Genomic DNA, 13,083 nt, shown 5'->3' on the forward strand with positions numbered 1-13,083 from the left:
TAGCAGTTTTAATATGGGTAATGATGCGTAATACTGACTGGCGCAGGTCTGATAACACCTGCGCCATCCTTATCTGGAGTGCCCATGTCTGAGAAAAAAACAGTTCGCCTGTCCGTACTGGATCTTGCACCTATCCCGCAAGGTTCTGCTGCGCGCGAAGCTTTCCACAATTCGCTGGCGCTGGCGCGTCAATCTGAAGCCCTTGGTTTCCATCGTTACTGGCTCGCTGAGCACCACAACATGACCGGTATCGCCAGTGCGGCAACCTCCGTGTTGATTGGCTACCTGGCCGCGAATACCGAAACTCTGCGCCTCGGTTCTGGCGGTATTATGCTGCCCAACCACGCACCGCTGGTGATCGCTGAACAGTTTGGTACGCTCGAATCGTTATACCCTGGCCGTATTGATTTAGGGCTGGGCCGTGCACCGGGTTCTGACCAGCGCACCATGCTCGCGCTGCGCCGCCATCTCTCCAGCGCCCAGGCCGATAGCTTCCCGGAAGATGTGGCAGAACTGATTCGTTGGTTTGATGCCGAAGAGGGTGAACATCCGCCAGTGCAGCCAGTGCCGGGTTTAGGCTTGAAAATTCCTGTCTGGCTGTTGGGTTCCAGCCTCTACAGCGCACAGCTGGCCGCGCAGCTCGGCCTGCCGTTCGCCTTTGCTTCCCACTTTGCACCGGACCTGTTGTTCCAGGCCCTGCATCTCTATCGTGAGAAATTCAAGCCTTCAGCACGTCTGGCAAAACCGTATGCCATGGTGTGCGTCAACGTGGTCGCGGCGGATAGCGAGCGCGATGCGCGGTTCCTGTTTACCTCGATGCAGCAGCAATTTATTAATCTGCGCCGTGGCAAACCCGGCCCGCTGCCTGCACCGGTCGAGAACATGGACAACCTCTGGTCGCCATCAGAGCAGTACGGTGTACAGCAGGCGTTGAGCATGTCGATTGTCGGTGACAGCGATAAAGTGCGTCAGGGACTGGCTGCGCTGATGCGTGAAACGCAGGCCGATGAAATCATGGTGAATGGCCAGATTTTCGATCCGCAAGCCCGCTTGCGCTCGTTCGCGCTGGCCATGGAAGCCGCTCGTTCACTGTAAAGCTTACTGCGGTGGGGACAGGCCTTCTGGCCCCACTGCGACCATGCGCACATCCCGCGCTGGCGATTGCCCGTAAAAGCGGCTGTATTCGCGGCTAAACTGTGAAGCACTCTGATACCCCACGCGATACCCTGCGGTTCCCGCATCCAACTTATCAACCAGCATCAGACGCCGCGCTTCGTTAAGACGCAGCTGCTTTTGATACTGCATTGGTGTCATGGCTGTGACCGATTTGAAGTGATGGTGCAGCGATGAAATACTCATGCCCACACTGCTGGCCAGCTGATCCATTTTAAGCGGCTGATGAAAGTTTTCGCGTAGCCAACGTGCCGCGCGCGCCACTTTGTTGCCCGGTCGTTCCGTCAACGCCATGTTGAGGATGCGCGGCCCTTCCGGACCGGTGAGGAGTCGATAGAAAATTTCCTGTTCAATTAACGGTGCCAGCGCCGGAATATCCTGGGGCTGATCCAGCAGCTCAATCAGGCGGATCACGGCATCGACCAGTGGCGGCGCCACTTTGTGTACCGTAATCCCACGTTCATTGGTTACCGTTGCGCCAATCTGCTGTAGCGGGAAATGTTCGAGGTAGTGCATCAGGCGCGTTTCGTTGATGGTGATCCCGACGCCCAGATTCGGTTTTTCCGCCGTAGCCTGCACCACGCAGGATTGCACCGGCATATCCAGCGTCACTAACAGCAGATCGCCCGGTCCGTAATGCATCACGTCTTCACCCATGCGCAATGCTTTTTGCCCTTGCGCCACCAGTGCAAAACTGGCCCAGGTGGCAATGTGCGACAGGCTCGTGGGTTTGGAGCTTCGGCCAAAAGAGAGAAAATCGATGGGGCTGAAGTGGCGGCCATCTTCGGGGGTATGGCGAGCGATCATCGCCACCAACTGCTGCCACTGTTCCTGATGAATCATGCGTTGCGCACTCCGTGATGAGTGATCACTGTCCCCGCATTCTCGCCTTTCGCTCGCGTTACGCCTAGTCCCTGCACAGCACATTTGCAGGATTGTGCAAAAAGCTTGCAGGATTGCGCTACCGCAAAATTGTAGGGACAGCGCATGCTTACCCTTCCCCGAATTCTCAGGTGGAGAAACACAATGAAAGCACTTGAAGGCAAAATCGCGCTGGTGACGGGCGCCTCGAAAGGCATTGGCGCCGCCATTGCTATGACTTTCGCGGCGGCCGGCGCTCGCGTCATTGTTAATTACCGCCAGGATGAAGCGGGTGCGGCAGATGTGGTCACGGACATCTGCGAGCTAGGCAGCGATGCCATTGCGGTACAAGCAGATATCTCCCGCGAGGCCGATGTGCAGCGTTTATTCGCGCGCAGCATCGAGCAGTTTGGCGCACCGGATATCGTGGTCAACAATGCCGGTATTTTCCATCACGGCGATTTCGCCGAACTCAGCCTCAGTGAAATGCAGCAGCAGCTCAATGTAAATGTATTGGGCACGTTACTGGTCTGCCAGCAGGCGGCGAAACATTTCCCGGCTCGCGGGGGCACCATCATTAACCTGAGCGCCCTTAACAGCCAACGCAGCACACCCGGCTCGGTGTTATGGGCAGCGACCAAAGGGGCGATTGATACCTTAACCCAAGGCCTGGCGCGTGAGTTGGGCCCGCGGAATATTCGCGTCAATGCGCTGGCACCGGGCATTATCCTGACTGAAGGCTTGCTGGCCGCGAAGAAGATGAATCCGGATGTCAAAGCGAAGCTGATCGCTGCGACGCCGTTGGGACGATTTGGTCTGCCGGAGGATGTGGCGCAGGTTGCCCTGTTTCTGGCATCAGAAGAGTCAGCCTACGTGAGTGGAGAGCGGGTGTTGATTGCCGGCGGCGTGTAACGTTTAATTTACGAACATAAAAAAAGGGACGCCGAGGCGTCCCTTTTTATTTTTAAGCGTTTATCGCTTAAGCGTCACGACGACGTGGTGCAGAAGCACCTTCTGGACGTGGGCCACGACCGCCTTCACGGCTGAAGCGTCCGCCTTCACGGCCTGAGTCACGACCACCTTCACGACGCTCAGAGAAGCGACGCGGTGCGCCTTCGCCACGCGGTGCGCCATTACCACGACGCTCACCATCACGACCGCCTGGACGACGTTCACTACGTTCGAACGCAGGAGCATCACCCATCAACTGCATGTTCATCGGCTTGTTCAGAATGCGCGTGCGAGTGAAGTGTTGCAGAACTTCGCCCGGCATACCTTTTGGCAGCTCGATAGTTGAGTGGGTACCAAACAGCTTGATGTTACCGATGTAACGGCTGCTGATGTCACCTTCGTTAGCGATCGCGCCCACGATATGACGAACTTCAACACCATCATCACGGCCCACTTCAATGCGGTACAGCTGCATTTCGCCAACGTCACGACGTTCACGACGTGGAGCGCCATCACGGTCACCGCGATCGCCACGGCTTTCGCGTGGACCACGTGAGTCGCGAGAATCACGACGATCATCACGGTCGCGGAACTCACGACGTGGTGGACGTGGTGCTTCTGGTGGCAGAATCAGTGGACGTTCGCCCTGTGCCATTTTCAGCAGTGCTGCGGCCAGTGTTTCAAGATCCAGATCTTCGCCCGGCTGCATTTTGCTCAGCAGTGCACGGTACATATCCAGATCGCTGCTTTCCAGCTGCAGCTGTACTTTGGCGGCGAATTTAGCCAGACGGCGCTCGCTCAGCAGTTCTGCATTTGGCAGTTCAACTTCTGGAATAGTCAGCTTCATGGTGCGTTCGATGTTACGCAGCAGACGACGCTCGCGGTTCTCAACGAACAGCAGCGCACGGCCCGCACGACCTGCACGACCAGTACGGCCGATACGGTGAACGTAAGACTCAGCATCCATTGGGATGTCATAGTTAACAACCAGGCTGATACGCTCAACGTCCAGACCACGTGCTGCAACGTCGGTTGCGATCAGGATGTCCAGACGACCATCTTTCAGGCGCTCCAGTGTCTGCTCACGCAGAGCCTGGTTCATGTCACCGTTCAGTGCTGCGCTGTTATAGCCGCTGCGCTCCAGCGCTTCAGCCACTTCCAGCGTGGCGTTTTTGGTACGCACGAAGATGATGGCAGCATCAAAGTCTTCCGCTTCCAGGAAACGCACCAGCGCATCAGTTTTACGGCCGTAAGCGGTCCAGTAAGACTGAGAAATGTCAGGACGCGTGGTCAGGCTTGACTGAATGCGCACTTCCTGTGGATCTTTCATGAAGCGTTTGGTGATACGACGAATCGCTTCTGGCATGGTTGCTGAGAACAGCGCGGTCTGGTGACCGTCTGGAATCTGCGCCATGATGGTTTCAACGTCTTCGATGAAGCCCATACGCAGCATTTCATCAGCTTCGTCCAGCACCAGGCCGCGCAGGTTAGACAGATCTAACGTGCCGCGTTTCAGGTGGTCCAGCAGACGACCAGGCGTACCTACGACAACCTGTGGTCCCTGGCGCAGTGCGCGCAGCTGAACGTCATAACGCTGGCCGCCGTACAGGGCAACCACGTTCACGCCACGCATGTGTTTAGAGAATTCCGTCATGGCTTCAGCAACCTGAACAGCCAGTTCGCGGGTTGGAGCCAGCACCAGAATCTGTGGTGCGCGGACAGTTGGATCAATGTTGTTCAGTAACGGCAGGGAGAATGCCGCTGTTTTACCACTCCCGGTCTGCGCCATACCCAGCACATCACGGCCCGCCAGCAGGTGAGGAATACACTCAGCCTGGATTGGGGATGGCTTTTCGTAGCCCATACCGTTCAGTGATTCGAGGATGTCAGCGTTCAGGCCAAGGTCAGAAAAAGTGGTTTGAATATCAGTCATGTAGTACACGTGCCTCTTAGATTGCGGCGGCCAGTCTACATAACTCGTCGTGAAAATTTTCAGTCATTTTCATCAAAAAGTGTGAACCGGCTCAAATTAGAAGTTTTGACGAACAGAAAAGCCCTCACCTTGAAGATGATGACTTTACAAGTATTCAGGCAATAAAAGTTCGTCAGCTATTGCTGGTCAGATTCTGATAAATCGTCTTGTGTCTGGCCGAGTTGCGCCAGTTCCAACAATGCGTATCGGTGCTCAACAAAGTTGTTAACATTGTTAGCGACCGCCAGTTTGAACAACGCTTTCGCGTCGTCCTTCTCCCCCAGACTTAGGTAGTACTTACCTAAATAGAAGTTGGTTTCACTGAGATGTTCAGCGAGCGAGGTGTTATCCGTTGCGTCCGCCTTGAGACGTTCCATCAGCGTTTTTTCACTGATGTCGCCAAGGTAGAACTCGACAATATTCCATCCCCATTGGTCCCGGACCGCTTTGTCATGTCGCTGTCTCAGCGTGACTTTGGCCTTGTCGGCGTCCATATCGCTTTCAACGAGATAGAGCCAAAGGCTGCGGAAAGGATCGTTAGGATCGTCTTGATAAAACGCCAGCAGATCATCTTGCGCTAACTTGTATCGACCGCCGTAATAGAGGGCGATACCACGGTTTAAATGCGCATAGTTGTAAGTTGGATCAAGCTCAAGTACAGAATCAAACGCTTCATAGGCAGCATCAAAATTGCCTGCCTGCGTTAAATATATACCGAGGTAGTTAAACACCTCAGGCATATCCGGTCTTATAGACAGCGCTTGCGAGAAATCGTTTCGCGCTAATGCCCTCAGACCCAAACTATCATACAACACTCCGCGCTCATATAATAGCTGTGCGCGTTCATCATCGGTCAGGGCACGACTGGCAAGAATTTGTTCCATTCGCGCCAGGATCACCTCTTGCTGCAGTGTGGGCTGCAAAGGTACTGCCAGAACTTCGTTCTTACGCCAATTGGAGTTGCTGCATCCTGCCAGCGTGATAGCTGTCGCAACAAAACACCAGCGCAAAAAAGGCTTCATTTCCCACTCCCGAATACAAACATTGGGATAACCATCCTGTCATCCGCCTGCTGTGCACAAGGATTCCCGCCCTCGCGATGATCCAAACACTTCTCCCCGCAGAGCAGGGAGAAGCCAATCAGTAAACGCTTACTCGGCGTCAGGTGCATTCGTCGCAGCGGTAGTGTCTTCCGCTGGTTTCTGCTCTGTCGCTTCTTTGATGCTCAGGCGTACGCGGCCTTGACGGTCCACTTCCATCACTTTGACTGGAACTTCCTGACCCATCTGCAGGTAATCGGTCACTTTCTCAACACGCTTGTCAGCGATCTGAGAGATGTGGACCAAACCTTCTTTACCGCCTCCGATCGCCACGAAGGCACCGAAATCAACGATACGCGTCACTTTACCAGCGTAGATACGACCCACTTCGATTTCAGCGGTGATCTCTTCAATACGACGAATTGCTTCTTTCGCTTTGTTGCCGTCGGTTGCTGCGATTTTCACGGTGCCATCATCTTCGATTTCGATGGTGGTGCCGGTTTCTTCGGTCAGCGCACGGATAACAGAACCGCCTTTACCGATGACATCTTTGATCTTGTCTGAATTGATCTTGATGGTGTAAATGCGCGGTGCGAACTCAGAGATTTCCTGACGCGGTGTGCTGATTGCCTGTTCCATCACGCTCAGGATGTGCAGACGCGCACCTTTAGCCTGGTTCAGAGCAACCTGCATGATTTCGCGGGTGATACCTTCAATTTTGATATCCATCTGCAGAGCAGTGATACCGTCGCGGCTACCCGCCACTTTGAAGTCCATATCGCCGAGATGATCTTCATCGCCCAGGATGTCAGACAGAACCACGAAGTTTTCGTCTTCTTTAACCAGACCCATCGCAATACCGGCTACGGCTGCTTTGATTGGTACGCCTGCATCCATCAGTGCCAGAGAAGCACCACACACGGAAGCCATTGAAGAAGAACCGTTAGATTCAGTGATTTCTGACACCACACGTACGGTGTACGGGAATTCTTCCTGCTTAGGCATGACTGCCAGCACGCCACGCTTCGCCAGACGGCCGTGACCAATTTCACGACGCTTCGGTGAGCCAACCATACCGGTTTCGCCCACAGAGTACGGAGGGAAGTTGTAGTGGAACAGGAAGCTGTCAGTACGCTCGCCCATCAGCTCGTCCAGACTCTGTGCATCACGGGCAGTACCCAGAGTTGCAGTAACCAGAGCCTGAGTTTCGCCACGGGTGAACAGAGAAGAACCGTGAGTACGCGGCAGTACGCCAGTGCGCACGTCCAGACCACGAATCATATCTTTTTCACGGCCATCGATACGTGGCTCACCACGGATGATACGGCTACGCACGACGCTCTTCTCGAGATCGTGAACGATGTCAGCGATTTCGCCAGCATCCAGCGTTTCGTCTTCAGCCTGCAGCGCAGCGATAGTCGCATCTTTAACTGCGCCAACTTGAGTGTAACGCTCTTGCTTATCAGTGATGCGGTAAGCATCAGCAATACCGGCTTCTGCCAGTGCAGCAACACGTGCAATCAGTGCATCGTTAGCTGGCTCTGGCTGCCAGTCCCAACGTGGTTTGCCCGCTTCAGCAACCAGTGCGTTGATGTTTTCAATCACAACCTGCTGCTGATCGTGGCCGAATACCACCGCGCCCAGCATCTGATCTTCGGTCAGCACTTCTGCTTCAGATTCAACCATCAGAACCGCGTTCTGCGTACCGGCAACCACCAGGTCCAGACGTGAGGTTTTGATCTCATCAGCAGTTGGGTTCAGAACGTACTGGTCGTTGATGTAACCTACGCGTGCAGCACCGATTGGGCCGTTGAATGGCAGACCAGACAGCGCCAATGCAGCAGAAGCACCGATCATCGCAACGATGTCCGGGTTAACTTGTGGATTTACAGAAACAACGGTCGCAATAACCTGCACTTCGTTGATGAAACCTTCCGGGAACAGTGGACGCACTGGACGGTCAATCAGACGAGAAATCAGGGTTTCGCCTTCGCTTGGACGGCCTTCACGACGGAAGAAGCTACCCGGAATACGACCAGCAGCGTAAGTACGCTCCTGATAGTTAACCGTCAGCGGGAAGAAATCCTGACCTGGTTTGGTTTTTTTCTGGCCAACAACAGTCACGAATACCGCGGTGTCATCCATGCTGGCCATAACTGCTGCAGTGGCCTGGCGCGCCATCATGCCGGTTTCCAGCGTGACGGTATGCTGACCATATTGGAATTTGCGTACGATCGGGTTCAGCAAAATTTAAGTCCTTAAATTCGAGGGGCTGAGCACTTTTGGGCTCGCCGGGGTTTACCGATCTTTAGTTGCATCCTCGCGACTAATGACAATCTTCAACCGCTCATGCGGTAAAGCCTCTCATTAGCCGCGCGAAACGCTGCAAGCAAAGATCACTCTCAGCAACAATACATGAGTTTGGTACGGAATGCTGCGGATTGCTCGAAAAAAGGGGCCATAAAGGCCCCGTTTTCGCGAAACTCGCACAAATCTGATCGTCAGATGCGCTTTTCTGCATAGTGCATGTGCTACATCGTTGATCAGATTCTTCAGACTTAGCGACGCAGACCCAGGGTTTCGATCAGGCTGGTGTAACGTGCTACGTCTTTACGCTTCAGGTAGTCCAGCAGCTTACGACGCTGAGATACCATGCGCAGCAGACCGCGACGGCTGTGGTGGTCTTTTTTGTGCTCAGAGAAGTGACCCTGCAGGTGGTTAATCTGAGCAGTCAGCAGAGCAACCTGAACTTCAGTTGAACCGCTGTCGTTAGCACCACGACCGAATTTAGCAACGATCTCTGCTTTAGCTTCTACGCTTAGAGACATAATGAACTCCGAAATAATAAATGAATGGTTGGGTGCCGATCTCTAATTCAGCAGCCCGCTTTAAAAGCCGCGCTATTCTACTCTTCGCCACATAGCAACGCAAATGCGCCGTTAGGTCTAAGTGAGCTTAATGATTAGGCGGGAAACTCAACCACCAGACGACGCGGCGCCACGCGCCCATCCTCGGCGATTTCAGCCATGCCGATAAATTTGTGCTCTTCACCTTCAGTGACACGCACTAATCCCTGTTCAGGCGCATTCGCCGCCTGCACTGGCATCCCTTGCTTGAAATAAGCAGCGACAGAGGGCAACAAATTCACGATGGGGAACTCTTCCGCTGGGCTATCCATCGGCAGCAGCAGCGCATCAAGTGCACTGTAGTCTGGCGTTTCTGCTGCGTTGGCTTCCGCCGCCATCGCCTGCAACTGCTCAAAGGTGATCATGCGCTCAATCGGATACTTCGCCACCTGCAAACGACGCAACATAATTACATGTGCGCCACAGCCGAGCTTCTCACCGAGGTCATCGATGATGGTACGAATATAGGTACCTTTGGAAACGTGAATTTCCAGCTCCAGCTCATCGCCTTCCCAGCGTATAAACTGCAGTTCAAACACGGTAATCGGACGCGCTTCACGCGGTACGGTAATGCCTTCACGCGCGTACTCATACAGCTTGCGGCCCTGATACTTCAGCGCAGAGAACATGGTGGGTATCTGTAAGGTGTCACCAAGGAAGCTCTCCAGCGCCGCATCAAGCTGGGCTTGATTGAAGGTCACCGGGCGCGTTTCGACGATATTGCCATCAGCGTCTGAGGTATCCGTACGCTCGCCAAGGCGTGCAATAACGCGATAGCGTTTATCGGAATCGAGCAGGAACTGCGAGAACTTCGTCGCTTCACCGAGGCAGATCGGCAGCATGCCTGTCGCCAGCGGATCAAGCGCTCCGGTGTGGCCCGCTTTGTTCGCGTGAAACAGACGCTTCACTTTCTGCAGCACATCGTTTGAGGATGCGCCCTGATGCTTATCCAGCAAAAACACACCGTGGACGTCGCGACCGCGACGACGAGGACGACTCATTAGTCCTCCTTGTCATCTTCCGCCGGGCTTTCACCACGACGCTCAACGTCACTCTTGATCACGTTGCTAACCAGGTTTGACATCCGCATCCCTTCGATCAGCGAGTTGTCATAGAAGAAGGTCAGTTCAGGCACGATACGCAGACGCATCGCTTTACCGACCAGAATACGGATATAGCCCGAGGCTTCTTTCAGCGCCTTGAGGCCATTTTTTACCGCATCTTCATCCTGGTCATTCAAAAAGGTCACGAACACTTTGGCATACGCCAGGTCACGCGACACTTCCACGCCGGATACCGTCACCATCATGCCGAGGCGTGGATCTTTAATTTCACGTTGCAGGATAATTGCGATTTCTTTCTGCAGTTCCTGAGATACGCGCTGTGGGCGGCCAAATTCTTTTGCCATTTTTCTTTCTCCCAAATAATTCGGGAGGCCAGAGGCCTCCCAAATTGCAACACATCAAGTGATGATCAATCGATGGTGCGTTTAATTTCAATCACTTCAAAGACTTCGATCATGTCACCAACGCGAACGTCGTTGTAGTTCTTCACGCCGATACCACATTCCATGCCGTTACGCACTTCGTTGACATCGTCTTTAAAGCGACGCAGAGATTCCAGCTCGCCTTCGTAAATCACCACGTTGTCGCGCAGTACGCGAATCGGGTTGTGACGTTTGATGTTGCCTTCGGTAACCATACAGCCGGCAATGGCGCCAAATTTCGGTGACTTAAATACGTCACGCACTTCGGCCAGACCGATGATCTGCTGTTTGAATTCCGGTGCCAGCATGCCGCTCATTGCCGCTTTAACTTCGTCAATCAGATTATAGATGACGGAGTAGTAACGCAGGTCAACGCTTTCAGCATCAATCACGCGGCGGGCAGAAGCATCAGCACGAACGTTGAAGCCAAGAATAATCGCGTTAGAGGCTGCTGCCAGGGTGGCGTCAGTTTCAGTAATACCGCCCACGCCTGAACCGATAATTCTCACTTTCACTTCGTCGGTAGAGAGTTTCTGCAGGGAATCGGAGATCGCTTCCACAGAACCCTGAACGTCGGACTTCAGCACGATGTTTAGCTCGGACACTTCGCCTTCGGTCATGTTGGCGAACATGTTCTCCAACTTCGACTTCTGCTGACGTGCCAGCTTCACTTCGCGGAACTTGCCCTGACGATACAGTGCAACTTCACGTGCTTTCTTCTCATCACGTACAACGGTCGCTTCATCACCCGCTGCTGGCACACCAGACAGACCGAGGATTTCGACTGGAATCGATGGACCCGCTTCCAGCACTTCACGACCCAGTTCGTCACGCATCGCACGCACACGGCCATACTCGAAGCCGCACAGCACGATATCGCCTTTGTTCAGCGTACCTTCACGCACCAGAACGGTAGCAACCGGACCACGACCTTTATCAAGGAAGGATTCGATAACCACGCCGCTCGCCATACCTTCACGGATTGCGGTCAGCTCCAGAACTTCAGCCTGCAGCAGAATCACGTTCAGCAGGTCATCAATACCGGTACCGGCTTTTGCAGACACGTTAACGAACATGTTCTCGCCGCCCCACTCTTCCGGAATAATTCCGTACTGAGTCAGCTCGTTCTTAACGCGATCTGGATCGGCTTCTGGCTTATCAATCTTGTTCACCGCAACCACAACCGGCACTTTCGCCGCTTTGGCGTGCTGGATAGCTTCGATGGTCTGTGGCATCACGCCGTCATCGGCTGCAACGACGAGGATAACGATATCCGTTGCCTGCGCACCACGTGCACGCATTGCGGTAAACGCGGCGTGGCCCGGGGTGTCCAGGAAGGTGATCATACCGTTGTCAGTTTCAACGTGGTAAGCACCGATATGCTGAGTAATACCGCCAGCCTCGCCTGAAGCGACTTTGGTTGAGCGGATGTAATCCAGCAGGGAGGTTTTACCATGGTCAACGTGACCCATGATGGTGACCACTGGCGCGCGAGCTTCCTGCGCGGCATCGGTGTCACGATCGTCCATTACCGCTTCTTCCAGCTCGTTCTCGCGGCGCAGGATCACTTTGTGACCCATTTCTTCCGCAACCAGCTGGGCAGTTTCCTGGTCGATAACCTGGTTAATGGTCGCCATCGCGCCCATCTTCATCATCGCTTTGATAACCAGAGAACCTTTGATCGCCATTTTATTGGCCAGTTCCGCTACGGTGATAGTTTCACCGATGACAACATCGCGGTTAACAGCCTGCACCGGCTTGTTGAAGCCCTGCTGCAGAGAGCTTGGCTTACGATGCTTACCGCCTTTACCACCACGAACTTGCGCACGCGCTTCTTCACGGTCGGTTTTGGCTTCGGAATGCTTGTTACCTTTTTTAACCGGGCGCGCAGCTTTAGCAGTACGTGTACGCGCACGACCCGCTTCAACTTGACGATCGTTCTCGTCTTCGGCCTGACGGGCATGAGTAGACGTGGTGACGTGATAGTCGCCTTTGTCTTCTTCTTCAGGTTTTTCCCATTCCGCCGCTTTTTCTTCAGCCAGGCGTTTAGATTCTTCTGCTACGCGGCGGGCATCTTCTTCCAGCTTGCGGCGTGCTTCTTCTTCCGCTTTGCGTTTCAGTTCAGCCGCTTCGGCTTCACGGCGCGCTTTATCAGATTGCGCAGCCTTGGTTACTTCGTCGGTTGGTTGATTAGTCACTTTCTCATTTTCCGCTGCTTCACGTTTAGCCTTGTCAGCGGCTTCGCGCTTGGCTTTGTCTTCGGCTTCACGTTGCGCTTTTTGTTCAGCTTCGCGACGGGCTTGTTCTTCCGCCTCGCGACGCGCCTGCTCTTCCGCTTCACGCTGCGCCTCGGCTTCTGCTTCTGCCTGAGCTTGCTCAGACTCTGCATCACCTTTCACGTATGTGCGTTTTTTGCGGACTTCGATTTGCACCGACTTACTTTTACCCCCGGTGACGGGAATATTCAAGGTGCTGCGCGTTTTGCGCTGTAATGTCAGTTTACTTGAACCGGTCTGACCGTGCTCACGATTCAAATGGGACAGTAAGGTTTCTTTCTCTTGCTGGGACACCGCATCGTTTTCAGACTTGCGGATCCCTGCGTCAGCAAATTGCTGTACCAGGCGATCGACCGGAGTCTGAATTTCGGCGGCCAGCGATTTTACGGTTACATCTGTCATGCTGTTCCTTCCTGTT

General features: G+C 54.0%; 11 protein-coding genes. 2 read left to right on the forward strand and 9 right to left on the reverse strand.

Going from position 1 to position 13,083, the window contains the following annotated elements:
- Positions 1–84: 84 nt before the first annotated feature.
- Entirely contained in the window at positions 85–1,095 is a 1,011-nt protein-coding gene (locus IAE30_RS06725) for a luciferase-like monooxygenase (protein WP_038649397.1), read from the forward strand.
- A gap of 3 nt (positions 1,096–1,098) precedes the next feature.
- Here the strand turns inward: IAE30_RS06725 and IAE30_RS06730 are convergent, their stop codons facing one another.
- Positions 1,099–2,016: an AraC family transcriptional regulator gene (locus IAE30_RS06730; protein WP_200678633.1), complete on the reverse strand. Its 918-nt coding sequence runs from the start codon at positions 2,014–2,016 to the stop codon at positions 1,099–1,101.
- A gap of 183 nt (positions 2,017–2,199) precedes the next feature.
- Between IAE30_RS06730 and IAE30_RS06735 the strand changes: the two genes are divergently transcribed.
- The gene (locus IAE30_RS06735) at positions 2,200–2,946 is read left to right on the forward strand and encodes an SDR family NAD(P)-dependent oxidoreductase (RefSeq protein ID WP_038649403.1); all 747 of its coding nucleotides are present in this window, start codon (positions 2,200–2,202) and stop codon (positions 2,944–2,946) included.
- A 67-nt stretch (positions 2,947–3,013) separates the two neighbouring features.
- Here IAE30_RS06735 and IAE30_RS06740 read toward each other — a convergent pair whose 3' ends face one another.
- The 8 genes from IAE30_RS06740 to infB all read right to left on the reverse strand — a co-directional run bounded on the left by IAE30_RS06740 (position 3,014) and on the right by infB (position 13,067).
- Positions 3,014–4,918 carry a DEAD/DEAH family ATP-dependent RNA helicase gene (locus IAE30_RS06740; RefSeq protein WP_038649405.1) on the reverse strand — a complete coding sequence of 635 codons (1,905 nt, stop codon included), beginning with the start codon at positions 4,916–4,918 and terminating at the stop codon, positions 3,014–3,016.
- A gap of 16 nt (positions 4,919–4,934) precedes the next feature.
- Positions 4,935–4,991, reverse strand: a complete 57-nt coding sequence (gene yrbN, locus IAE30_RS30415) for a protein YrbN (protein WP_100229640.1) — start codon at positions 4,989–4,991, stop codon at positions 4,935–4,937.
- A 103-nt stretch (positions 4,992–5,094) separates the two neighbouring features.
- On the reverse strand, positions 5,095–5,979 hold the full coding sequence (gene nlpI, locus IAE30_RS06750; protein ID WP_008104288.1) for a lipoprotein NlpI: 885 nt from the start codon (positions 5,977–5,979) through the stop codon (positions 5,095–5,097).
- A gap of 129 nt (positions 5,980–6,108) precedes the next feature.
- On the reverse strand, positions 6,109–8,244 hold the full coding sequence (gene pnp / locus IAE30_RS06755) for a polyribonucleotide nucleotidyltransferase (RefSeq protein WP_200678635.1): 2,136 nt from the start codon (positions 8,242–8,244) through the stop codon (positions 6,109–6,111).
- A gap of 311 nt (positions 8,245–8,555) precedes the next feature.
- On the reverse strand, positions 8,556–8,825 hold the full coding sequence (gene rpsO / locus IAE30_RS06760) for a 30S ribosomal protein S15 (RefSeq protein ID WP_034826514.1): 270 nt from the start codon (positions 8,823–8,825) through the stop codon (positions 8,556–8,558).
- A gap of 134 nt (positions 8,826–8,959) precedes the next feature.
- Positions 8,960–9,904: a tRNA pseudouridine(55) synthase TruB gene (gene truB, locus IAE30_RS06765; protein ID WP_200678637.1), complete on the reverse strand. Its 945-nt coding sequence runs from the start codon at positions 9,902–9,904 to the stop codon at positions 8,960–8,962.
- Positions 9,904–10,311, reverse strand: coding sequence for a 30S ribosome-binding factor RbfA (rbfA, locus tag IAE30_RS06770; protein ID WP_034826517.1), 408 nt, complete (start codon positions 10,309–10,311; stop codon positions 9,904–9,906). Before rbfA ends, truB begins: the two co-directional genes overlap by 1 nt.
- A gap of 65 nt (positions 10,312–10,376) precedes the next feature.
- Positions 10,377–13,067 (reverse strand): translation initiation factor IF-2, encoded by a 2,691-nt coding sequence (infB, locus tag IAE30_RS06775; RefSeq protein WP_038649419.1) that lies wholly within the window; start codon positions 13,065–13,067, stop codon positions 10,377–10,379.
- Between the last annotated feature and the right edge of the window lie 16 nt (positions 13,068–13,083).

The organism is Pantoea sp. S61, assembly GCF_016625145.1.
In the GTDB taxonomy this organism is placed as follows: Bacteria; Pseudomonadota; Gammaproteobacteria; order Enterobacterales; family Enterobacteriaceae; genus Pantoea; species Pantoea rwandensis_B.